This window comes from Paenibacillus hebaui (genome assembly GCF_051934385.1).
Taxonomy (GTDB): domain Bacteria; phylum Bacillota; class Bacilli; order Paenibacillales; family Paenibacillaceae; genus Paenibacillus.
Genome location: NZ_CP196836.1, coordinates 5,339,049 through 5,361,720 on the forward strand (window position 1 = coordinate 5,339,049; position 22,672 = coordinate 5,361,720).

21 protein-coding genes and 2 pseudogenes are annotated in these 22,672 nt (G+C 45.0%); 6 read left to right on the forward strand and 17 right to left on the reverse strand.

Translation table 11 applies throughout. The annotated features are described in order from the left end of the window. Window positions 1-4: 4 nt before the first annotated feature. Complete coding sequence (locus ACR32F_RS24180; protein WP_440111529.1) at window positions 5-478, reverse strand: DUF6386 family protein; 474 nt, start codon at window positions 476-478, stop codon at window positions 5-7. Between the two features lie 271 nt (window positions 479-749). On the opposite strand from ACR32F_RS24180, the gene ACR32F_RS24185 reads away from it, so the two are divergent. Beyond that, on the forward strand, window positions 750-1,127 hold the full coding sequence (locus tag ACR32F_RS24185) for a PilZ domain-containing protein (protein WP_440111531.1): 378 nt from the start codon (window positions 750-752) through the stop codon (window positions 1,125-1,127). 156 nt (window positions 1,128-1,283) lie between these two features. Here ACR32F_RS24185 and ACR32F_RS24190 read toward each other — a convergent pair whose 3' ends face one another. The 5 genes from ACR32F_RS24190 to ACR32F_RS24210 form a co-directional block, all read right to left on the reverse strand. Then, window positions 1,284-3,209: a beta-glucoside-specific PTS transporter subunit IIABC gene (locus tag ACR32F_RS24190; protein WP_440111533.1), complete on the reverse strand. Its 1,926-nt coding sequence runs from the start codon at window positions 3,207-3,209 to the stop codon at window positions 1,284-1,286. Between the two features lie 131 nt (window positions 3,210-3,340). After that, window positions 3,341-4,189 (reverse strand): BglG family transcription antiterminator LicT, encoded by an 849-nt coding sequence (gene licT, locus ACR32F_RS24195; RefSeq protein ID WP_440111535.1) that lies wholly within the window; start codon window positions 4,187-4,189, stop codon window positions 3,341-3,343. 231 nt (window positions 4,190-4,420) lie between these two features. Continuing rightward, a complete protein-coding gene (locus ACR32F_RS24200; RefSeq protein WP_440111537.1) occupies window positions 4,421-5,845 on the reverse strand; it encodes a glycoside hydrolase family 1 protein in 1,425 nt (474 codons plus the stop codon). 27 nt (window positions 5,846-5,872) lie between these two features. After that, window positions 5,873-6,664, reverse strand: a complete 792-nt coding sequence (locus ACR32F_RS24205) for an S-layer homology domain-containing protein (RefSeq protein WP_440111539.1) — start codon at window positions 6,662-6,664, stop codon at window positions 5,873-5,875. Window positions 6,665-6,861: 197 nt separating this feature from the next. Further along, entirely contained in the window at window positions 6,862-8,319 is a 1,458-nt protein-coding gene (locus tag ACR32F_RS24210; protein WP_440111541.1) for a glycoside hydrolase family 1 protein, read from the reverse strand. A gap of 454 nt (window positions 8,320-8,773) precedes the next feature. Here ACR32F_RS24210 and ACR32F_RS24215 point away from each other — a divergent pair, with 454 nt between their 5' ends. After that, complete coding sequence (locus ACR32F_RS24215) at window positions 8,774-9,562, forward strand: hypothetical protein (protein WP_440111543.1); 789 nt, start codon at window positions 8,774-8,776, stop codon at window positions 9,560-9,562. Window positions 9,563-9,672: 110 nt separating this feature from the next. Here ACR32F_RS24215 and ACR32F_RS24220 read toward each other — a convergent pair whose 3' ends face one another. The 4 genes and pseudogenes from ACR32F_RS24220 to ACR32F_RS24235 form a co-directional block, all read right to left on the reverse strand. Beyond that, on the reverse strand, window positions 9,673-10,323 hold the full coding sequence (locus ACR32F_RS24220) for a sugar O-acetyltransferase (protein ID WP_440111545.1): 651 nt from the start codon (window positions 10,321-10,323) through the stop codon (window positions 9,673-9,675). A 22-nt stretch (window positions 10,324-10,345) separates the two neighbouring features. Continuing rightward, a pseudogene (locus ACR32F_RS24225) lies at window positions 10,346-10,441 on the reverse strand (hydrolase); the annotation flags it as partial. Between the two features lie 184 nt (window positions 10,442-10,625). After that, the gene (locus tag ACR32F_RS24230) at window positions 10,626-11,633 is read right to left on the reverse strand and encodes an ROK family protein (RefSeq protein WP_440111547.1); all 1,008 of its coding nucleotides are present in this window, start codon (window positions 11,631-11,633) and stop codon (window positions 10,626-10,628) included. A gap of 518 nt (window positions 11,634-12,151) precedes the next feature. Beyond that, window positions 12,152-12,607: a hypothetical protein gene (locus ACR32F_RS24235; protein WP_440111549.1), complete on the reverse strand. Its 456-nt coding sequence runs from the start codon at window positions 12,605-12,607 to the stop codon at window positions 12,152-12,154. A gap of 215 nt (window positions 12,608-12,822) precedes the next feature. Between ACR32F_RS24235 and ACR32F_RS24240 the strand changes: the two genes are divergently transcribed. Beyond that, complete coding sequence (locus ACR32F_RS24240) at window positions 12,823-13,023, forward strand: hypothetical protein (RefSeq protein WP_440111551.1); 201 nt, start codon at window positions 12,823-12,825, stop codon at window positions 13,021-13,023. Window positions 13,024-13,131: 108 nt separating this feature from the next. Here ACR32F_RS24240 and ACR32F_RS24245 read toward each other — a convergent pair whose 3' ends face one another. Beyond that, window positions 13,132-13,869 carry a cyclase family protein gene (locus ACR32F_RS24245; protein WP_440111553.1) on the reverse strand — a complete coding sequence of 246 codons (738 nt, stop codon included), beginning with the start codon at window positions 13,867-13,869 and terminating at the stop codon, window positions 13,132-13,134. A gap of 88 nt (window positions 13,870-13,957) precedes the next feature. Between ACR32F_RS24245 and ACR32F_RS24250 the strand changes: the two are divergent. Continuing rightward, a pseudogene (locus tag ACR32F_RS24250) lies at window positions 13,958-14,215 on the forward strand (glutamine amidotransferase); the annotation flags it as partial. Here ACR32F_RS24250 and ACR32F_RS24255 read toward each other — a convergent pair. Next, on the reverse strand, window positions 14,199-15,125 hold the full coding sequence (locus ACR32F_RS24255) for an NADP-dependent oxidoreductase (protein ID WP_440111555.1): 927 nt from the start codon (window positions 15,123-15,125) through the stop codon (window positions 14,199-14,201). The pseudogene ACR32F_RS24250 and the gene ACR32F_RS24255 overlap by 17 nt on opposite strands. 184 nt (window positions 15,126-15,309) lie before the next feature. On the opposite strand from ACR32F_RS24255, the gene ACR32F_RS24260 reads away from it, so the two are divergent. Next, window positions 15,310-16,188, forward strand: a complete 879-nt coding sequence (locus ACR32F_RS24260) for a PhzF family phenazine biosynthesis protein (protein ID WP_440111557.1) — start codon at window positions 15,310-15,312, stop codon at window positions 16,186-16,188. A gap of 3 nt (window positions 16,189-16,191) precedes the next feature. Here ACR32F_RS24260 and ACR32F_RS24265 read toward each other — a convergent pair whose 3' ends face one another. The 5 genes from ACR32F_RS24265 to ACR32F_RS24285 all read right to left on the reverse strand — a co-directional run bounded on the left by ACR32F_RS24265 (window position 16,192) and on the right by ACR32F_RS24285 (window position 20,703). Next, window positions 16,192-17,142, reverse strand: coding sequence for an alpha/beta hydrolase (locus tag ACR32F_RS24265; protein WP_440111559.1), 951 nt, complete (start codon window positions 17,140-17,142; stop codon window positions 16,192-16,194). 149 nt (window positions 17,143-17,291) lie between these two features. Next, window positions 17,292-18,008: an expansin EXLX1 family cellulose-binding protein gene (locus tag ACR32F_RS24270; RefSeq protein ID WP_440111561.1), complete on the reverse strand. Its 717-nt coding sequence runs from the start codon at window positions 18,006-18,008 to the stop codon at window positions 17,292-17,294. A 516-nt stretch (window positions 18,009-18,524) separates the two neighbouring features. Then, a complete protein-coding gene (locus ACR32F_RS24275) occupies window positions 18,525-19,730 on the reverse strand; it encodes a cation:proton antiporter (protein ID WP_440111563.1) in 1,206 nt (401 codons plus the stop codon). Between the two features lie 3 nt (window positions 19,731-19,733). Further along, window positions 19,734-20,240, reverse strand: coding sequence for a cation:proton antiporter regulatory subunit (locus ACR32F_RS24280; protein ID WP_440111565.1), 507 nt, complete (start codon window positions 20,238-20,240; stop codon window positions 19,734-19,736). Next, a complete protein-coding gene (locus ACR32F_RS24285) occupies window positions 20,230-20,703 on the reverse strand; it encodes a GreA/GreB family elongation factor (protein ID WP_440111567.1) in 474 nt (157 codons plus the stop codon). The genes ACR32F_RS24280 and ACR32F_RS24285 overlap by 11 nt, the downstream gene beginning before the upstream one ends. A gap of 337 nt (window positions 20,704-21,040) precedes the next feature. Here ACR32F_RS24285 and gdhA point away from each other — a divergent pair, with 337 nt between their 5' ends. Further along, window positions 21,041-22,426 carry an NADP-specific glutamate dehydrogenase gene (gene gdhA, locus ACR32F_RS24290; protein WP_440111569.1) on the forward strand — a complete coding sequence of 462 codons (1,386 nt, stop codon included), beginning with the start codon at window positions 21,041-21,043 and terminating at the stop codon, window positions 22,424-22,426. The last annotated feature ends 246 nt before the right edge of the window (window positions 22,427-22,672 follow it).

The window sequence follows — 22,672 nt, forward strand, 5'->3', positions numbered from 1 at the left end:
TACGTTATATCCGAATTAATTCATCCAGCCTGTTTTTCCCCTGGTCACCTGGCTTCAAAATGATCAAGATCCGATTCGTTTCTCTGGATACGATGCAAGCATAATTCCCGGGCTGCAACTGTAAAAAAACACCTTCAGACGATTCATCCGGCTCCAGTTCGCCACCACTGACATCATCTGCTGCACCCAGATAAACATTGCCAGACGGAATCTGCAAATAATATATCGCTTCTAGCCCCTTCTCTTCCTCATCTGAATTTGCTTCCGCCAGGCTCCATTGCACCTCATAGATTCCATCCGCACCCAGATTTAGAAACAGACAATGGCCTGCATTTACCTCAGCCAGCTCATCCTCTGGAATCGACCACCAGTCCGGTGCATCCTCAGCACGATGCTTCAGCGCCGCCAGATCATACAGGCACAAGGTTGCCGTATCCGTAAACATTTCGAATGTTCCTTGCATACGTATTTGACTCAACTTCACTCACCCCTTTCCAACTGAATTCAATCGGGAAACCAGAACCATATCCAACCATTATAGCAAGCTCAATTCACAGGTTAAAGGAACCCAAGAGCTATCTCTGTTCATAATTATACTTAGGAAAAATGGAAAGCGGGAAGGAGTACGCTCATGCATGGATGGTAAACGGGCACAATACCGACTCAGACGAAGCTGTATCTCTTCATTTCTGGTTCGAAATTGACGATATAACGATAACTGAATTTTATTGAACCGTATGGAGGAAGCCATGTCGATTAACCATAGGAAAGAACCTTTTCGTTATACATTAAAAGAACCGATCACCTTCGAAATCTATATTCTCAGCATTAACGGTGTAAACGCACCACCCAAACCCATTCAGGCAGAATTATGCGATATTAGCCGTTCCGGCTGCCAGCTTTCGTTTCCGCTAAGCCTGCATGTAGAGTCCAATGACATCCGAATCGGAATGAATTTGCTGTTATTTGAAGATCCCTTATACATGGAAGGAACACTACGTTGGGGAAAAGAAGAAAATAGCCAATGGTACTACGGTGTGCAACTGGAGATCCCCGAAGGCAATCACGATCGATTATCCAGAGAGATCAGGATGCTTGCGGGGCAGGGCAAGATTGTGGTGAAATAACCAAGAAAGAGCTAAACAAAATTCAGGGGCTTCTCCCTTCTCACTCCGTCTAGCCCACAGTGGATAACAACCATGCAGAGTATCACCCATATATACATAAAAGCAGCAGCCCTGCCGGAATTGAATCCGGAAAGGTTGCTGCTTTTATGATGTTTGTTAGGCTTTTGCTGTGAACAACAATTCTTGCTCTTTAATCGTTGTACGTCCAGCCGACTCAATCGAATTATATTGATGCATATTCGTAATGATAACTGGTGTAATCGTCGTGTAACCGGCTTTTTCAATTTCTTCCCGGTCGAATTCCATCAACACATCACCTACAGCAATCTTCGCTCCTGCTTGAACTTTAGGAGAGAAGAATTGACCTTTCAGCTTCACCGTGTCGATCCCGATATGAATAAGCATCTCGGCTCCGTTATCACTTACCAGACCAATGGCATGTCCACTCTTCGATAACGAGAACACGGTTCCGTTGATTGGAGAAACAACGCGACCTTCAGATGGTTGAATCGCGAATCCTTTACCCATGATCTCTTCGGAGAATGCAGGGTCCGGCACTTCGCTTAGCGGCTTAACTTCACCAGTAATCGGACTGAACACTTCTTGATTCTGTACTTTAGCTTCTTCAGTTACAGCGGAAGCGGAGCTGTTCACGTCAGTTGCTACTGGTGTTGCAGGCTCAGCAGTTGGTGTTGCTGCAGCCGGTTGTGGTGCATCCTCTTCTTGGAAACCAAGGATATACGTCAGTACTGCCGCAGCTACGATAGCAATCAAACCACCAGCCAGAGCATAGAGCAGTGTACTAATTGCCGGACTGATAAATGCTGCGACACTTGGCAGACCCACAAGACCTGTAAGTACATACGCTTTAACTTTGAAGATCCCCATAAATCCACCTGCGACAGCTCCACCAATAAGGGCAGCAATAAACGGTTTTTTGAATTTCATGTTAATACCGTACATGGCAGGTTCCGTGATCCCCATAACAGCCGTAAGACCTGTAGAATACCCAAGCGATTTGGTTTTGCTATTTTTCGATCTCAGACCGACACCAAATGCTGCACCACCTTGTGCCAGGTTAGCGGCAAACATCAGTGGAATAATAAAATCGTAACCCAGTGTTGTCACCGAACCAACAATGATCGGCAACAGTGCATAGTGCATACCTGTGATGATCAGCAGTGACATCGTACCACCGATCAGGATACTCGCGAAGATGGACATGTTGTCGAACAACCATGAGATACCACCCGACAAACCATTACCCAGAACCGTACCCAACGGCCCAACCGTCATCAAGGTCAGAGGAACCATAATTAACAGGGTAACCGTTGGCACAATGAGTAACTTAAGTGAAGCATGTACAACACGATCAACGGCTTTTTCTACATATGAAGCAATCCAAACTGCCAGAACAATCGGAATAACTGTAGAAGAATACGTTGCCGCTATGACTGTAATCCCCATAAAAGATGAGTTGTGACCATCGGCCAGCAATGCTGTAATGGTCGGGTGCATAATGCCCGCAGCAAGCGCCGCAGCAATATACATATTACTGCCCAGCTTACGTGCAGCACTAATCGCCAGAATGATTGGCAGGAAGTAGAATGCACCGTCACCGATTGCAGACAAAATGGTGTAGGTTGAGCTAGTATCCGACAACCATCCAAGTGCGACAAGGATCGCCACGATCCCTTTGATCATACCGGCACCCGTAATCGCTGGCAGAATCGGTGTGAAAATTCCAGAGATGAAGTCGAACAGTGCACTTACCGGATTTCTCTTTTTCTTTTCTCCAGTTGAAGCCCCTGATGATGCATTATCTGCGTTTGGAGATTTGGACATGTTGCCTACAAGTGCGTTATACACAACAGGTACATCATTACCAATGATAACCTGGAACTGACCACCATTCTCCATAACGCCCATAACGCCCGGTGTATTTTTCAGCGTCGCTTTGTCCGCTTTTTTGTTGTCATTTAGGTTGAATCTGAGTCTAGTCATGCAGTGCGTGACTTGATCAATGTTCTCTTCGCCACCAACCAGCTTCAAAATATCTTTGGACAATTGTTGTTTATCCATTGTGTTTTGCTCCTTTTATGTGTAATGAAGGTTAAAAAAAAACCTAAACACTGAGTAATGACAAAGCAGTAAAGCTTATCATTATACAACGTTTAGGTTTTGCCTTTTTAGTAGTAACAATCCCATATTATTCAGTTGTTTGTTTCGTTTCTGACAATACGTTCAATGTGAATGGTCAGATATAGAATTTCTTCCTTGGATAAGACCCGGCTATAAATCTTACGAGTATAGTCGCTAATCTTAACGGCACAGGCGTGAGCCTCAGGATATTGTTTGCTGACGAGGTCATGCAGCGGATTATCTGCTTCCTTGTCTTCAATCGCAGTCCCCTGTAATACGCGCTGAGCAAAAAACTTCAAATGGGTCAGGAATCGATAATAACTCAGCGAGTCCTCATCCAGTTCAATAACAAAGCTGCGTCGTACGATATTGAGTATGTCTTTAACAATATTGGTAATACTGATGGTTTCCCGCATCTCACCGTTCATCTGGGCATTCACCAAATGCATGGCGATGAATGCGCATTCGTCTTCGGGCAGTAGTACGCCAAGCGTTTCTTCAATAATCTGCAACGCCTTAAGGCCGATGGCATATTCCTTGCGGTACATGCGCTTAATCTCCCAGAACAATGCGTTGCGAATCTGCAACCCTTGACGATGCCGATCAATGGCAAAATGAATATGATCCGTCAGTGAAATGTAGATGCTCTCATGCAACTTTTCACCTAACACAGTCTCCGCATAACGAATAATTTCATCCGAGCATTCGACATATTCAACTGGAATATCAGACAGAAGCGTTTTCAGTTTCTGCGATACTTCCTTGCTTTCCAACGAGAATATTTTTTCGACGAGACTTTCGTCTATCGATTCACCAGTATGCTTTTTGAAGGCAATTCCACGTCCCATGACGACCAGTTCGTTTCCTCCCGGATCAAGCACGGTAACTACGTTGTTGTTCAGCACCTTCTCAATTTTCATTTCTTCACATCACCTTGCACCGTCAAAGTAGTAAAAGGCAAAACCAAAGCAGGTCACCAAAAATAACCTGCTTCTGGTTTTGCCTGATTGAACAGTAACAATCCAGTATTCATTAGCACTAGGCCTATTTTACCATATAATTATCCATATGACAATGTTTTTGTGAAAGCGTTTAATGTGCTTTAATAAACACCAGAAATGCTTGTCCAACCATGCATATCGAACTATTATTTATTCGTTGTCATTTTTGAGACTTGTGCCATTTGTACTAATAACTTCTTTGTACCAATGGAAAGACTTTTTCTTGTAGCGCTCAAGTGTTCCTGAACCATCATTATTACGGTCTACGTAAATGAAGCCGTAGCGTTTCTTCATTTCTGCCGTTGAAGCACTTACCAGGTCGATACAGCCCCATGAAGTGTAGCCCATTACTTCTACTCCATCTTCAATTGCTTCACCAACCTGTACCAGATGATCATTCAAGTATTGAATACGGTAATCATCATTCACCGTTTTATGTCCATTTTCGTCTGTAATCAGCTCATCGACTGCCCCCAGACCATTTTCGACAATAAACAATGGTTTTTGATAACGGTCCCAGTATTTATTCAACGTTACTCGCAGTCCTTTTGGATCGATCTGCCAGCCCCACTCACTTGCTTTGAGATAAGGATTTTGCACACCTGCGAACAGGTTTCCTTTTCCTTCGATACGTTTCTCAGGATCACCTGTCTCACAGAGACTTACATAGTAACTGAACGAGATAAAGTCTACCGTATGCTTCAGAATTTCAGCATCGCCGTCTTCAAAATGAATATTGATATTATTGGCTTTGAAGTAACGATTAATGTATTTCGGATAGTAACCACGTGCATGAATATCAGCAAAAATATCATTACGTTGTTCAGCATGCATCGCTGCAACGACATCATCAGGGTTAGGTGTCAACGGGTAAGTAGGCATGCTCAGTACCATACAGCCAATTTTAGCTTCGGGCATAATTTCATGACCCAGTTTGACCGCGAGCGCACTTGCTACCAGTTCATGATGGATCGCTTGGTACAGATCCTGCTTGGACAGTTCTGCTTTTGGCGTGTAGATCCCGCCGCTCATGAATGGCTCCTCCAGAATGGAGTTAATTTCATTGAACGTCAGCCAGTATTTTACTTTACCTTTGAAACGGTTAAACAGCACCGTTACATAACGCTCGTAAAAGTCGATCATTTTACGGTTAACCCAGCCATCATATGTTTTGGACAGATGCAGCGGTGTCTCATAGTGAGAGATCGTTACGAGTGGTTCAATGCCGTATTTGTGGCACTCATCGAACAGGTCATCATAGAATTGCAAACCTTTCTCGTTTGGTTCCAATTCATCTCCTTTAGGGAAGATTCGGGACCAGGCGATGGATGTACGGAACACTTTGAAGCCCATTTCAGCAAACAATTTAACATCCTCTTTGTAACGGTTGTAGAAATCGATACCGATCAGTTTCAGGTTATCCTCTGTAGGTGCTTCCGTTCTTGGTGTTGTAATCCCGTGTGGCATGACGTCCTGCACAGACAGTCCTTTGCCATCTGTATTATAGGCTCCTTCGAGTTGATTGGCCGCTACCGCGCCGCCCCATAGAAAATCCTTCGGAAATGGTTTTGTCATATCAATCATTCCTCTCATTTTACATATTTATTTATTCGTTTGAAGCTGCTGTAGTCGTTGCAGTATCAGGTTCAATTGAGAACCGGTGACAGTTTGCTTAGGAGCAAACTGTCCGTTTCCAACACCGTTCAATACACCATGCTTTACGCTATTCTGAATAGATTCGTAAGCCCAATGTCCAGTGTCTACATCTTGGAATCTCGAGGATTGCACCGGTGATGGCTGAAATTTCTGATATTCAATGACTTGATCCACAATCACGGCCATTTGTGCTCTGGTTACTTCGGAATCCGGTGCGAACACCTGACTACCTACTCCATTCATCAGTCCTGCCTCTGTAACCTGGGTTATCGCCTTGCTTGCCCAAGCCGGTACAGAATCGGTATATGGATATGTTCCGGTTGTCTCAGGCAGATTCAACATGTCTGCCAACACAAGGGCCACTTGTGCTCTGGTTACCGTCTCTGATGGTTGTGGCATATGCTCAGAATTTTCTTCACCCTGTGCTTCTGAGTCACCATTGCTCAGCTCTGCATAGTTAGATTGCACAATTTCTTTTGCTTCATTTAATGGATAACCATCATAATTGCCTGTTATATCAAAGTCGGAAGCCTTCAGCTCTTTATACTGTTCCATATTAGCAACCGTTATATCAAAGGATTCCACCATCTCACCCGGGTCACCAACGTATGTATTAGCCTGAATTCGCTCAATTCCTGACGTTTCTGCATTCGCAACTACAGGCCAAACCCAGGTTAGACATAAAGTCATGGCGAGCATCCATCCCATATTTTTTGATACTTTGTTCAATTTAATCAAAAGGGATAACCTCCCTTGCAGATTATCCTGTGGCGTATAAAAAACGGACAAGCACCAACTAAAAGGGATCTAGGAACAACCAGTTCCATCGACTTGCCTGCTTTTCGTTAGGTCTTGCCCGCTACATGCGGTAACAATCCCGAATGATCTAAAAATTACATTAAACAATCCGGTTCATGATACAAGGTTCAAGCCAATTACAGTTGCTCACCATTGCTGGAGATGACGTTTTTGTACCAGTCAAACGAATCTTTCTTCGAACGTTTGAGCGTTCCGTTACCATCATCATCCAAATCGACGTAAATGAAACCATAACGTTTGGACATTTCGGACGTAGACATGCTCACCAGGTCAATTGGACCCCATGCTGTGAATCCCATCAGGTCCACGCCATCCTTAATCGCTTCTTTCATTTGCTCAATGTGTTTTTTCAGGTAATCCACACGATAAGAGTCATGGATCGAACCATCTTCTTCAACACGGTCATACGCTCCCAGGCCATTTTCAACGATGAACAATGGTTTTTGGTAACGATCCCAGAAGTTGTTCAGCGTTACGCGCAGACCGATTGGATCGATCTCCCAACCCCAGTCGGACGCTTCCAGATAAGGGTTTTTCACGCCACCAGTCAGGTTGCCTGTTGTTTCTTCCTTGCTAGCAGATGCCGATTTGGTTACAGACATGTAGTAGCTGAAAGAGATGAAATCAACTGTATTGTTGAGCATGATTTCATCGTCGCCTGCTTCTTTGTGGATCACGATGTTATTCTCTTCAAAATAACGAGCCATGTAGTTCGGGTACTTACCACGAGCATGCATGTCTGTGAAGAAGAGGTTAATCTGATTCTCAAATTGAGCGAGTCGAACATCTACCGGATTACATGTCGCTGCATAAGTCTCCATACGAGCGAGCATACAGCCCACTTGCGAACCAGGGATAATTTCGTGTGCAAGCTTGGTTACCATTGCACTGGCTACAAATTGGTGATGCAGCGCTTGATATGTCGTTTGCAGCTTGTTGTCCACTTTATCAATCAGAATGCCGCCACCTGTGTATGGGCTGAACAGCATTACGTTGATTTCATTGAAAGTCAACCAGTATTTTACTTTATTTTTATAACGGTTAAACACCGTCTCAGCATATTTCACATAGTGCCCGATCACTTCGCGGCCAGCCCAGCCATTGTATTTCTGTGTCAAGCCAAGCGGAGTCTCATAGTGAGACAATGTAACGAGCGGCTCAATACCGTATTTCAACAGTTCGTCGAATACTTCGTCGTAGAATTTCAGACCCGCTTCGTTTGGCTGCTCATCATAACCGTTCGGGAAAATTCGTGCCCAGTGAATGGACAGACGGAATACCTTGAAGCCCATTTCGGCAAACAATGCGATGTCTTCCTTAAAGTGATGATAGAAATCGATACCGAAACGTTTAGGGAAACGTTCTTCAATTTTGCCTGAGAGGATCTCTTCAATTCGGGAAGAGGAAATTTCCATGGCATGTCCACCTGTACGCTTCTCTTTGGGAACATGGGCGATCATATCCGCAGTGGAGAGACCTTTGCCGTCCTTATCGAATGCACCCTCCAGTTGGTTCGCTGCCGTAGCGCCTCCCCATAGGAAGTTTTCCGGGAATCCTTTTTTTGCCGTGGTCATGAATAACAACCTCTTTTCAAAAATTTAGTTTGGTTTTCCCAAGAACGTCAACTGTATTTCAGTCAGAAAACAAGAAAAACCTAAACTCAAGGTAAAATAGCACCAAAAAAGGGGCTTTCATTTCACCATCAGTTTAGGTTTTGCCTGTCTTCACAGTTACAATCCATCAAAAGATGTTATTGAATATTCTGTTGTTTGTTCTTGTAATGTAAGCGTAACATATCTATTTTGCAAAATCAACTTCACGATACGACATAAAAAAGTGATTTTTAACAAATCAGGTGTGCAATCCAGCACGGAACCTGTTTCAATTGCCAGCCGTCTGTTTTATCTATAAAGATGCCCCTATAGATTCCTTTAGGTAGTCAGTGCGAACATCTGTGCAAAACTTTTCAGGTACGCATGATTTAGAGAGAGAAGGAGAGAACACACAAACACATTTCAGGAGGGTATTATGTCTATTCCAAAAAAAGCTTCGTTATTTGCCATGTTAATTATGATTTTGCTGGTTGCGGCTGCTTGCGGCGACAAAACGGATAACACCGCCAAAACGGATGAATCCACCAAGACAGAAACTGCTGCGGGTACAGATACGGACACAGCTAAAACAGAAGATACTGAGAAAAAGGAAAGCTCAGATTCATCCACCTCTGAGACCAAGGAAACAGATAATTCCAAAGAAGTTGAACTGGGAATGACGGAAAAAGGTTCGTATACCAATGATTATTTCGGCGTATCGTTGAAATTCCCGGAAGCTTGGGAGTTCCAGGATGCCGCAGGCATGAATGAACTGACTAGCGCTTCTTCCGAAGCTATTGCTGGCGATGATGAAAAAAAGAAAAAACAGATCGAACTGTCTCAAACCAAAACACTGAATCTGTTAATGGCTTCAAAGTATCCATTAGACGGGGGAAAAGTTGGACCTTCCGCCATGGCGATTGCGGAGAAAGTCAGCTTGCTGCAAGGCATTCGCACGGGTAAAGATTATCTGGAAGCAACGAAAAAATTCATGGTGGATAGCAAGTTCCCGTATAAATATAAGGAATTCACAACCGAAACCATTGGTGGTAAAGAGATGGATCTGATGCAAATCACGATGGATCCAGGCGACGGTTCAACGATCACACAAGACTACTACAGTACAATAATTGAAGGTTATGCATTCAACTTCATCTTCACGTATGTGGACGACACCAGCAAGTCCGAGATCGAAAACATCAAGAAATCGGTGCAATTCAAATAACCGGTCTGACAGGCGTATAAGCCGTATATTATGCCAACAAACATGACACAACCCCGGCTACGATCCATAGGGATCAAGCCGGGGCTCTTTGTTTATTTTCACCCAATGGATTAACTGGATACATCGTCCAGCACACGGCAGTCTGCCAGAACATAGGGATGATTCCGCATGCTGTCTGCTTCCGTAATGTTGCGGATCACTCTGCACGGCACGCCTGCTGCCAAAGAATGCGGTGGAATGTCACGAGTGACCACACTGCCCGCTCCGATGACACATCCGTCTCCAATCGTAACGCCTCCGCACACTGTAACGTTTGCCGAGATCCATACATCGTTTCCGATCGTGACAGGTTTGGCATAACAGAGCGACTTCACTTCACCATTCTGGTCCACCATCTGTCTCCGCTCACTCGGGATTAGAGGATGAACCGGAGTAACAATGGTGACGTTGGGTCCAAAACTGGTATAGTCTCCAATCGTCACTTGTGCGTCGTCCTGTATCGTCAGATTGTAATTGCCGAAGAAATGATGGCCTATCCGGGTATGCACACCATAATGAAAGAAAATGGGGCCTTGTATAAATCCGCCTTCTCCAATCTCCCCCAGTAACTGCTGCAATAATTGCTCCCTTTCCTCCGTCTGTTCTTCAAAGGTCTGACTGTAAAGCTGACTGAGACGATGGGCCTGCCTTTTGACTTCCTTTAACTCCGGCTCACTTGGGCTAAACAATATGCCCTTCATGATCCTCTCTTCTTCACGCATCGCAACTCCCCTCTTCTATGTTCATCTCCTCATGAACTTCGTTGAACAGTTGAACATCAAATGACCCTTGATTGTTCAGAAAGGTTCCGTCCAAATCAGTTACGATCAGTTTTAACATGATGTGACCCTCCAATAATTTATAAACATTATTTATAAAGTGTATTTAATAAGTGTCTATCAACAACCCTTTTGCCATGACTTCATCGTACTTCATGTAACTGGTTCCATGTCAATCCTGAATTGTTGGCGGGAAACCCGGTATCTGTAAACATAAATAAAATCCACAGAACATGTCCTGTGAATCATAAGGCGTCCGATAGGATGGAGGACTTCAACGCCTGAAGAACCATTTCTCTTAATCCTGCATCAAAATCATGAAGAAACGAATCCTGGTGTACAATCTTGGGCAAAGTCGGCATAGGATGGTCCTTCCCGTATTGTTTCCACACCGAATCCAGCTCTTCTCTCTCCACCCGTTCCTGATAGATGACAATCTGGTGCGGAGCAACGACGGCATTAACGGTTTGCAGAATCTGACATACCTGCCCTACAAAATCATCCTTGCTCATTTCCCCTCTCCAATCAGGTGAGTAAGGAAGATACTTGATCTCACCAAACATCCCGTTTTTCCCACGGATGATCTGTCCGTTCAACATCATGCCCATGCCGGGCGGATAACGATTCGGAAAATAAATTCCTGCCACACTCTGTTCCTTCATGTCCGCATGCTGTGAGCAGTATCCGCTAATCGCTGCATTAACATCATTCTCCACGAGAACTTTGAGTTGGAACTCGCTCTCGATCTCCCGAATCAAATGGGAGTGAATAAGTTCCTCATGACTGCTTACCGTGATGTCCCCATCTACAGCCTGTCCCGGAATACCAATTCCGATCATATGAATGGAAGGATACGCCGCAATGAAACGCGCGATAAGTTGCAACACATGCTGTTTATCGAAGGCAGGCAAGATGCTCTCTTCCTTCAGCACCACCTCGTTCTTGAGATTCATGACCGTTGCCGAGATCAACTCCTCACCTTTCATTTCTTTGATGTAAAGAACCAATGCAAGCTTGAAGTTAACATTATACCGATATGCCTGGGCAGGACGACCACCGTTCGATGGAACAATTTTATCCTGGAACAGTTCTCCGCCATCACATAATTCCTGGATCAGCGCGTTAATCGTTACAACGCTAAGATTGGTTAATGAAGCTAGTTGCGGTTTGGTCGCCGTCTCGATCTGCTGCATGACTTCGCGCACATTATTCATATTGATGTGTTTCATCATTGTAGCGTTGGCTTTTTTCATAATCCTCTCGTTTCTACTCTGGTTCAATTGAACCAAAGCCATGGTATTGAAGTAATTCTATTCGATATCATACCATAATACATCCCTTCAACACATAACGTTTACTCAAACAGATCATCCATTGACTTCACGGGCTTTACTTCCATCGGCTGTTTCGTCAAAGCCATATTGGCATAGGTACCTGCCCAAATCACGACAGCCATAATAAGATATACCATCCATGCTCACCTCCCTGTTCTTGCGGTATCATCATGAAGCGATTGACCACTTCTGCACAAATCACCATAAGGACAAGCAGAACCAGAACAACCATCGAAAAAGAAGCTTGTACCGGTTCTGACTGCCATCAGTCCTAAGAGCGGGGGAAGCAATGTGGTTACACTATAAGAGACGGCCATTACATTATTCCCTATTAATAAATACACTTTATAAAGTATATAACGTAAGTATGCGAGGGTGATACTCCTTTGTCAAGATGATATGCTTTATAATTTTTAAATCAGATGAGATGCTTTAATTCATTTCGTATATCTTCGCTGTACTTCCGGCAATAAGGTCACAACTTGAATTCCCATTCCCCAAGCAAAATAGAGCAAGTGAATGATTGAAACGTCCTGAATCCAGTACACCTGCACCATAATCCAGATCAGGAGAGCATATCCGGTATATAAGGAGAATGTCCAAGCCCAGTAGCGGTCAGGATAAAGGTTCAGTTTCTCAGTTAACGCGCACTGCCAACGACGCAACAGAGCCACCCCAATCAGTACAGGCAGGACACCAAGAACCAGCAACAGGATGATTCCCGGGATTAGAAAATTGGCGAACGGAGAATGCTCCAATAAAGAATCTGGCATTTTCAGCATATTTCCAGATGGATCGATAATTAGCATAATTCCCCCAAGGATTGCTCCAATCCCCAGCATTCCATTCATCACCGCGAGCAAAACCGATCTCTCTACCCTTTGCGTCATCATGAACCGCTCCCCTCATTCACTCACAATCACTTCCAATCCCCTACAGCTCCGAGCATGACTACCGAACGCTGTAGTAAAATTTTCTCACATGCAAAGCGCTGTTTCTGTGCTTCTTTTCACTACATAGGTCTTAAAAATCATTCATCATGGAAAAACTTGATAAAAGAACGTACGTTCGCTATAATGAAATTATACTTAATGAGCGAGAGGCAGATATGGACGACAAATTTATTAAGGAACTACGCGAGATTAGTCGGGACGACAGACGAAGATCCGAATTTATGATTCAAGGCATGAAGGAAACATTGCAGGGACGAAAAGAAGAAAGTATGCTCAAGCGTTGGATTCGGCGTAAGAAGGCAGCGAAGAAAATTTCACAACGATTCAATCAAGACCCCTCTTCGGATCAAAAGTAAGCACATAAAAAAGGAGGCGGAATCCGCCTCCTTTTTTAATTCTTTATGTCAACGATTTAGAACGAACGGCAGTTGAGTCAATTGAGATATGCTCTTGGTTTACCAAAATTAAGGTAAGATGGCAAATGATCGGACCGGGAATCCGGATGCCTTTTCCGCCTTAGGAACGATGTTGAAGATCACCGCTCCTTTCGCTGGCACCTGATCCAAGTTCGTTAACAGTTCTACCTGATATGTATCCTGGGCAAGTACATAATACTCTGCCAGCAGTGCACCATTCTTCTGATAATCCACAGCTGAATCGGTATCGAAAGTCTCATGGCCAATCGCTTTTATTTTTCTCTCCTCAAACAAAAACATTAGTGAACTGATTGACCATCCCGGCGCATGGCTGTTACCTTCCACGTCCTTGTTGTCAAATGCTTCATGACTGGGCCAGCGTTTGCTCCAATCGGTACGCAGTGCTACAAAGCTGCCTGCTTCAATCATGCCATGCTCTTTTTCAAACTCAAGAATATGCTCAACAGTCAACGTAAAATCCGAATCGTTCTCCACAGCGGCAGACTGGTCTATGACTACCAGCGGCAGTACCAGTTCCTTCAACCCCAATTCATCCAGGTACCGGGTATCCCGTACGAAATGAATCGGTGCATCCAGGTGTGTCCCATATTGACCGGGAAACTTGAAGCTCTGGGCAAAGAAACCTTGATCGTGATTAAATAGTGTATCGAATTGCGCAGCATCAAAAGCAGAGAAATGCGGCGATTCAGGCCCGAATGTATGGGTCAGATCCACCCACTTCTTTTCTTTCAACAATTGAATAGCTTGAATGAGTTCATTGGACATCGAATCACCTCATACGTATAAGTGGAATAAATTTCTCCTATTATATCTTATTCCACCACATTTGAGGAGCATATCCTGTCTTGCATCTACTAACTCTAATACGAGTAACAAGCTGGAGAATATGAAGATGCTTTGTCCTCACTATACTGGAGAAAAATATGATGAAGCAGAGCCAGCAGTAACGGATGGGAATGTAGTTACTGCTGGCTCCGCTGGAATTTGCGATGCATGTTTTGAAGAAGCTGGATGTATTGGACCCGACACATTACAGGCTTGGTTCAATCTGTATCAGACTCATGAGTCCAAATACTTCTTCGAGTTACTGAATTCTATCGTACACGAATAACCAGTTTACCTCGTGTATGATGGCTTTCGCTTTTTTCGTGTGCTTCACGCACGCCTTGTTCAGTGAGTGGAAACGTCTCATCAATGATAGACTTCAATTGGCCCTCAGCAGCGAGCTCAGCCAGCTGATCAAGTTGATCTCCTTTGGGCTCCATCATGAACACGTTAGCCGTTACACCAGCCTCCTTGGCAAGGTTCTCATCCGGTTGTTCCACAAGCGACACCAGATGCCCGCCTGATTTCAATACCTTGAAGCTGTTACGCTGGATATCACCGCCCATCGTGTCCAGCACGACATCATAATCGGAGAGAATCTCCGCGAAATCTTCTTTTTTATAGTTGATAAAATGATCCACACCCAGCGAACGAAGCAGTTCTTCGTTCGCTTCACTTGCAGTGGAGGCCACTTCGGCACCAAGGGACTTGGCAATCTGAATAGCATAGGTTCCTACGCCGCCTGCTCCGGCATGAATTAATACTTTCTGCCCTTTGCCAAGCCGCCCATGATCCACCAGTGCTTGCCAGGACGTCATGGCCGCCAGCGGTATGGCTGCTGCTTCCTCGAAGCTCAAACTTTCCGGAATACGGGCTATAATGTCCGCATCTACAGCCACATATTCTGCGTAGGTTCCGAATTGACGAGGACGGGCAAATACCCGGTCGCCCTCTCTGAACCGTGTTACATTCGAACCTGCTTCAACCACCGTACCGGCTACATCTCCACCCAAGATCAGAGGAAAGTCTCCTGCTGCCTCTTTCAGATGCCCTTGTCTGATTTTGAAATCAACCGGATTTACAGAAGTGGCATGAATTTGGATCAGCACCTGATTTACGCCACATGATGGCATGGTCACTTCCATTTCCTTCAATTGTTCCGCTCCACCAAACTGTTCAATTACAATGGCTTTCATTAGAAATCCCAGCCTTTCCATTGAATTATCGTTGCGCTCTCCTTCATTATTACCCTGTCCCGACGTTCACATGACCTATATTTATGAATTTTCAGCAGGTAGGGTGCACAATCCAGACCAGGAACCATGATATAATGTCGATGATGTTGAATCCGAATAACCGAACAAGCGAGGTAATGAATATATGGATATTGAAGTAAGTACATTACATGCATTCTCGGACAAGGCTCTTGGCGGAAACCCCGCAGGAGTTGTTTTACAAGCAGAGCATTTGTCTGAATCCCAGATGCAGGAGATTGCCAGACAAGTTAATTTTTCAGAAACTGCGTTTGTTATGCCGTCAGATCAAGCTGATTTCAAAGTACGTTACTTCACCCCAAGTGATGAAGTTGATCTATGCGGACATGCCACGATTGCTTTATTTTATCTAATGAAAACACAGCATCTCGTTGATGTCGGTACATATACGCTGGAGACACTGGCCGGAATTCTTGAAGTAGATATTGAAGCGAATGGTACAATCTATCTGTCTCAGACGTTGCCGGAGTTTGGGAAGATCGTGGACCGACAGCAGATTGCCGATTCGTTACGTATTCCTTTACATGATTTACACGCCGAATTACCTGTACAGATCGTATCTACCGGGCTACGCGATATCATGATAGCCGTGAAGCATGTTGATGTGCTGGCCAAAATCGTTCCTGACTTTCAGCTTATCACCGAAATATGCAAGGCTCATCATGTCATAGGTTATCACGTGTATACACTCGAACCAGGTGCGGAGGACGTTCTGGCAGAATGTCGAAATTTCGCTCCACTTTACGATATTGACGAAGAGAGCGCAACGGGCACATCTAATGGTGCAATGCTCTGTTATTTATATCAATACAACCAACTTTCAGATCCTCATCTTCAGACTTATACGATCAGACAAGGGTATACCATGAACCGGCCCTCAGAGATCCTAGCCAGATTAACGCTGGGCAGTTCCAATGAAATTACACAGATTCAGGTGGGCGGTGGCGCGGTTCATTTGGAGAACATCCACATCCATCTCCCTTAAGATTTATGCAAAATGCTTATGTAAAAATCGCAATACCGCTTCCTGCAACTGGTTCAAACCCGGCTGCTCTATAGGGAAGTGGCCTGCCCCTTTCAACACGACGCATTCCTTGTCTACCTTCAGCCGATCAAAAAAAGATTTACTGAACTTCATGGGTGTCATGGGATCTAGTTCCGGATGAACCAACAGGACTGGACATCGGTCAAACTCTTCTGGACTTACCTCCGGCTCCTTACTAAGGAATGTCCTTAACAAGGCCAACGGAATACGTGTGGCTGCCGCCTGTGGATCATTCATAATCAGATGGGTTAATGCTGGGTTATTGGTGATAAGCTGCATCCGTGAAACACGCTTGACGGAGATACGTATACGGTCCAACAGGCCGGGGAACTGATCCATCATCCGTTTCCCCCCACGGCTCACCAGACGATTCGGTGCAAGCTGGTCACGCATATCAGCATTACTCGTGTCTACAAATGTAGTTGCAATTAAACCTTTGACATGTTCACTGCGTGCACTGGTGTGATAGGCCAACATGCCGCCAATGCTACTTCCCAAAGCCACGATTGGCTTGCCGTCTTGACTGTATTCCCGATCAGCGAGTGAAACAAGCAGTTCAATCCATAATTCATAATGGATTGATGTCCCTGACAGTGCATAACTTAGTCCATAAGGGGGAAGGTCAGGTGACACTACCTCATATCCTTGGAGCTGCAACATACGGGCATAGGGAGCAAGCAGCCTTCCATTGCCTCCCGCACCGTGAATGAACAGGATTTTGATCGGCGACTCTGGCACGGGCAGTCGATCGATATGCAGTTGAACCCCGTTCGTTTCCCACCATTCTTCCTCGGGAAATGTATCGTCCCCCAGCCTGATTTCTTCTGGGAAAAATTCCTGATACTGTTTCCAATACGGATGTGTTGTCTGATATGAAGGCATATTCTTTTTCATGCGGTGCATCTCCTCTTGTCAGAATCCATCCCATTCAGTCTCCATGAGTATGATGCTATATAGCCAAAAAAAGCCGTGCATTGCACGACTTTTCATTCAGCATGCGTTTATAAGGCATACTTCTTTGTATAACAACCTTCATCCCTCTGTCAATCCGGGAACTGTACATTTCCTGGGACCATATACGCACCGCCTGATCCGCTTTCAGGTAGAGCTGGAATGGTATCATTCCGTACCTGACCACGAATATCGGTAATACGAATATGGAGTTTATCTTTACCCAGTCCGGTTCCGAGAAAATGATTATAATCCTGTTTCTCCAGATTGAGCCATGTACCATCCTTTTGCTTCACTTCAAGCTTCAGCACCGGATATTTGTGATTGCGGACCTGAATGGCCGCCCACCACTGGCTGCTGCCTTCCTTAATCCGATAGGAGACGTTACCTTTGACAGGAGCTTTGACAACCTTCCAGCTAATATCGATTTTCCCTGCCTTGGGGTCACCAATCAGGTTAAAGGCATTCGGTGAAAGGTCCAGTGCACCGCTTGCGCCCTCGGGATATAGATCCGTTACATACACGGTCGTTTTGCCTTTGGGCCCTTGTACTTCCAGATAGGCTCCAGCCAGAGCCGCCTTGACGCCGTTATAATTAAGCTGATAGGGGTTGAGTGCCGTAATTTTCATGTCTGATGGAATGGGGTCCAGCAACAATGCCCCTCCCGAATATCCTGAACCAGTGTAGGTTGCATAACCTTTGTATGTATCATTCCATGCAGCAGATGCGGGTAAAGCAAACAACACCAAACCTAACAATAACGTAATACCTGTCCATTTTAACCGTTGAACATGATTGTTCTGCGTCATACTGGATTCCTCCTTGTCGTCATTTCAATGCAATATAAGTTGAACTAAAGATTATTTACAATGACAGAACAACCTTCCAATCGCTGTTATCCCCAGATTTTTTTGATTCCCTTTTCCGAAGGGAAAAATCCAGGAATAAAGGCGAACGCTTCGCTTTTCAGGTTTTTTCTGTCCTCTCCGTTGTCGTGTAAATGATTAGTTCAACTGATATAAATTGCTAGATAATTACCTAACATTATTTTACATTAAACAAGCTTATTATCAATCCTAATCAGTCAAATCACATCGAAAGTCCTGTTCCCGGTTAGAGACTGCATGAGAAGGCCAGGTGTTTAGTCCCGCTATAATACAGAATTGTGATTATAAAAAAGGAAAAAGCGCCACGCCTAAGAGAAAAAGGTACTTCTCCAAGCAGCGTGACGCTAAAGAATCATAGGATCAGGACTTCAATACGTATTCACAGCTATGGCTATCCTGCCTTCCCGCTTAACGGATATGGAAACAGCTGGAACAGCATTATCCGTTTTCCCTTCGTTTCATTCTTTTCCTCAAACGAGCATATTGAGCATAGATCCAAGGAGATTCCTTCGTCAGGATAGGTCCCAGCACCGCCAAAATCAATACATATAATACGGCAAAAGACTGAATGGAGGCCATCAACCCACCAGCCTTGCCGATGTTTGCCATGATGATGGAGAACTCTCCTCGGGAGACGAGCGTAAAGCCCACATTCAACGAGGCTTTTGGAGTCATACCGGCCAATCTGCCAGCGATCATACCAGCCCCATAGTTGCTGGCAATGGTCAGAATAACCGCAATAATTGTCATTCCCACAGCGCCGCCAAGCGACGATGGTTCAATAGTCAGACCAAAACTGAAGAAGAATATGGCTCCAAAGAAATCTTTGAAAGGCATGATCTGATGCTCAATTCGGCTGACGTGTCTCGATTCCCCCAGCACAAGTCCCATCATTAAAGCCCCGATCGCCTCGGCTACATGCAGCGTCTCCGAGAAACCCGCGACCAGGAAGAGCAGCGTCATGACGGTAAGCAAAAATAATTCGGATGACTTGATATTTAGAGCCTTATCAATATACTTGATGCACTTCCTGCCAATAATTAGGAACAGCACAATAAACAGCAGCGCAGTTAAGGATACCAGCAATACGCTGAGGAATGAGGTTGCCCCACTAAGCACGAGCCCGGTCAGAATGGAGATATGGATGGCGATGAACAAGTCATCAAACATGATCATGCCCATAATGATTTCGGTCTCCGGGTTCGCCGTACGTTTCAGATCAACAAGCACTTTGGCCACAATGGCTGTAGAAGAACTGGTCATGATACCGCAAACAACGAGTGTCTCTTTTAACGGCAATTCCATAAACCAGCCCAGCAGCAGACCGGAAACAAAATTAAGCCCTACATAGAACATGCCTCCGGTCAGAATGGCTTTGCCGGACTTCAGCAAACGGGAGACCGAGAACTCCAGTCCCAGGTAAAATAGCAGAAACAGTATCCCAAGCCTGCCCATAAATTCGATAAAGGACGAACTTTCGATAAAACGCAAATCCACAATGCCAATCTGTGGAGCATGCGGCCCTACAGCCATACCAATCAGAATATAGAAAGGTATGACCGAAAATCGTAATCGTGAAGAGATTAGCCCTGTAAGTGTAATCAGCGCAACGGCAATTCCCACTTCGAATATGAGCATATCCATAGGCTACAGCCGCCCATCAGACAATAACCGTTTTAACTGTTTGATCTGATCCCGTTCACCAGCTACAACAACCGTAGCTCCAGCGGTAAAGACATAATCAGGACCCGGATTAAACTGCTTCTCCTTACTCTTCTCCACAACAGCCAGAATCACTGCCCCTGTAGCTTGGCGAATATTCAGTTCCCCGATCGCTTTCCCTATACTTGCCGAGTGAGGTTCGATGCGGAGCCATTCAATTAACAGACCTTCCAACATCACTTCGCGTTCATCTTGGAATTGGGGTCTGTATGTCATGCCACCCACGATAGCCGCTACCGCTCTTGCCTCATCATCATCTAGAGTGACAAGGGATACCATGTCCCCCAGCTCTTCAGGCGTATCACCTGCTTCCATGTGAAACAGATCACGCCTTTCGTCATTATGAATGACAATCACCAAATGCTCACCACTACGGGTATGCAACCAATACTTGCGTCCAATTCCCGGCAAATCCGTTTCTTTAAAGTGCATGGTCTGCACCCCCCAGGGACATCCGGTCCAAGGATTCGTTGTTTAACTCAACCTTGGTGATGCGTACCTTCATGGAGCCCGATGGTGTATTAACCGAGCGTATTTCCCCTACGCTGCCAAGCAGCAATTGACGCCCTACAGGGGAAAGGAAGGAAATGCGTCCTGCATCCAGATTAGCGTCATCAGGCATGACAATCCAGAACGAGTCCGACGTGTGGAAGTCAACGTATTCAAATTGAATAAAACTGCCAATGAGTACAACCGAGTCCAAATCTTCATCAGGCCCAAGGAGCAGCTTCTCCACGCACTGCGTGTAAGCAATCAGCAGCCGTTCCAACTCTATCCGTTCCGGTTCGCGCACGTCGAAATAGGCGTCGAGAAATGTTCTTTTCTCTTCACCTAATGTAAATAGCTGGCTCACCAGCTTCTCTCTGCAATTGGTACGGGGAGTCCTATGGTTCATAATAAATTTCACCTCCTATACAAGCCCTGTTCTCCATGTGGATGTCTATGCATCTCTTCATCATCTTGTTCTCCTCCTTCATATAAATAAAAGGGCCCCTTTACCGAGGTCCTACTACCATCTTACCAAAACTAATTTATTAATCCAGTGTATTCGGCTAATGTTTACACGTCATGACAGATCCATAGAACATTTTAATAACTGCATAAAAAACTTTTTATAGATTTTTATCTCGTATTTTTATTTGGTTTCCTGTATATTTAACTACAAACTTTTAATCAATTTATACAAATAAGTGTCTGAAGACTTTAACACAATAAAGGAGTGCATCGAAAAAGTGTCCACGATAACAAGAGCAACTACAGAGCCAACTCAAGTAACCGCTGCAGAATATGTTCATTCCATTTATGAATCAGTTGTCGCCAGAAATCCGCAAGAAAATGAGTTTCATCAGGCTGTCAAAGAAATCCTGGACTCCCTTATTCCCGTCATTGCAGCACACCCCAAATATATGAACAATAGTCTGCTTGAACAGCTTGTTGAACCTGAACGTGTGATCACCTTCCGTGTTCCTTGGGTAGATGATCAAGGCAAGGTACAAGTGAACCGCGGATTTCGAGTACAATTCAACAGTGCCATTGGTCCGTACAAAGGCGGACTACGTTTCCATCCATCTGTCTATTCGGGAATCGTCAAGTTTCTGGGCTTTGAGCAGATTTTCAAAAATGCACTGACTGGCCTGCCGATCGGCGGCGGTAAAGGCGGTTCCGACTTCGATCCCAAAGGAAAATCAGATCTGGAAGTCATGCGTTTCACCCAAAGTTTCATGACTGAACTGTATAAATATATCGGTTCCGATACGGACGTTCCTGCAGGCGATATTGGTGTAGGCGCAAGGGAAATCGGTTACATGTTCGGGCAGTACAAACGGATTAGCGGCGCACATCAAGCGGGTGTATTAACCGGCAAAGGTCTGCTGTACGGAGGAAGCCTTACACGCAAGGAAGCCACCGGATTTGGTTGTGTGTACTTTGTGAACGAGATGCTGAAATCCAAAGGATTAAGCTTCAAGGACAGCACGGTCGTTGTATCCGGCTCTGGTAATGTATCCATCTATGCCATCCAGAAGGCTCAGGAGCTTGGCGCAAAAGTCGTTGCATGTAGTGACTCGGGCGGATACATTTACGATTCTGAAGGGATCGATCTGGAGACCGTGAAACGGTTAAAAGAAGTGGACCGACTGCGGATCAGTGAATATGTCAAAGAACATCCTCATGCGGTGTATACCGAGGGCTGTGAAGGTATCTGGTCCATTGCCTGTGATATCGCCCTGCCTTGTGCAACGCAAAATGAAATCGATGAACATGCTGCTGCCCTGCTGGTGCATGGCGGAGTCAAAGCCATTGGTGAAGGAGCTAATATGCCTTCAACCCTCGCTGCGATCGATCTTTTCCTGAAAGAAGGAGTCCTGTTCGGACCAGCGAAAGCTGCCAATGCTGGCGGTGTAGCCGTGTCTGCGCTTGAAATGTCACAGAACAGCATGCGGTTGTCCTGGTCATTTGAAGAAGTGGACGCCAAGCTGCATGACATTATGTCGAACATCTACAAAAGCTGTGTTCAGGCAGCAGATGAGTATGGCTGTGCAGGCAACCTCGTTGCCGGAGCAAATATTGCAGGTTTCCTCAAGGTTGCTGACGCTATGATTGCTCAAGGCGTGGTTTAATCCAGATTAATTCACCATCGTAGGGATATGCCTAAGGAACAGCAATCCTCTACGATGAATAAAGGGCAGTTCCCCGTTCATTCGGAGGACTGCCCTTTATTTTGGCATGCGTATGATGTAGTACCCACACCCCGTCCATCTCGTTAAGATCCTGCATGCCTGTCCCCGCTTCTGCTGAAAAATGATTCATCTCTATGACAATTGATCGAATTCCAGTGTAATGGTAAAGTGGTATTGACCTTAAAA

Bases quoted from the DNA above. Each gene is read 5' to 3' on its own strand.
- ACR32F_RS24245 (WP_440111553.1), bottom strand. From the start codon at position 13,869: ATGTCCAATGAACTCATTCAAGCTATTCAATTGTTGAAAGAAAAGAAG.
- ACR32F_RS24240 (WP_440111551.1), top strand. From the start codon at position 12,823: ATGGACGACAAATTTATTAAGGAACTACGCGAGATTAGTCGGGACGAC.
- ACR32F_RS24190 (WP_440111533.1), bottom strand. From the start codon at position 3,209: ATGGATAAACAACAATTGTCCAAAGATATTTTGAAGCTGGTTGGTGGC.
- ACR32F_RS24220 (WP_440111545.1), bottom strand. From the start codon at position 10,323: ATGCGTGAAGAAGAGAGGATCATGAAGGGCATATTGTTTAGCCCAAGT.
- ACR32F_RS24185 (WP_440111531.1), top strand. From the start codon at position 750: ATGTCGATTAACCATAGGAAAGAACCTTTTCGTTATACATTAAAAGAA.
- ACR32F_RS24230 (WP_440111547.1), bottom strand. From the start codon at position 11,633: ATGAAAAAAGCCAACGCTACAATGATGAAACACATCAATATGAATAAT.
- licT (WP_440111535.1), bottom strand. From the start codon at position 4,189: ATGAAAATTGAGAAGGTGCTGAACAACAACGTAGTTACCGTGCTTGAT.
- ACR32F_RS24200 (WP_440111537.1), bottom strand. From the start codon at position 5,845: ATGACAAAACCATTTCCGAAGGATTTTCTATGGGGCGGCGCGGTAGCG.
- ACR32F_RS24210 (WP_440111541.1), bottom strand. From the start codon at position 8,319: ATGACCACGGCAAAAAAAGGATTCCCGGAAAACTTCCTATGGGGAGGC.
- ACR32F_RS24280 (WP_440111565.1), bottom strand. From the start codon at position 20,240: ATGCACTTTAAAGAAACGGATTTGCCGGGAATTGGACGCAAGTATTGG.
- ACR32F_RS24270 (WP_440111561.1), bottom strand. From the start codon at position 18,008: ATGACGCAGAACAATCATGTTCAACGGTTAAAATGGACAGGTATTACG.
- ACR32F_RS24215 (WP_440111543.1), top strand. From the start codon at position 8,774: ATGTCTATTCCAAAAAAAGCTTCGTTATTTGCCATGTTAATTATGATT.
- ACR32F_RS24275 (WP_440111563.1), bottom strand. From the start codon at position 19,730: ATGGATATGCTCATATTCGAAGTGGGAATTGCCGTTGCGCTGATTACA.
- ACR32F_RS24285 (WP_440111567.1), bottom strand. From the start codon at position 20,703: ATGAACCATAGGACTCCCCGTACCAATTGCAGAGAGAAGCTGGTGAGC.
- ACR32F_RS24235 (WP_440111549.1), bottom strand. From the start codon at position 12,607: ATGATGACGCAAAGGGTAGAGAGATCGGTTTTGCTCGCGGTGATGAAT.
- ACR32F_RS24265 (WP_440111559.1), bottom strand. From the start codon at position 17,142: ATGAAAAAGAATATGCCTTCATATCAGACAACACATCCGTATTGGAAA.
- ACR32F_RS24255 (WP_440111555.1), bottom strand. From the start codon at position 15,125: ATGAAAGCCATTGTAATTGAACAGTTTGGTGGAGCGGAACAATTGAAG.
- ACR32F_RS24260 (WP_440111557.1), top strand. From the start codon at position 15,310: ATGGATATTGAAGTAAGTACATTACATGCATTCTCGGACAAGGCTCTT.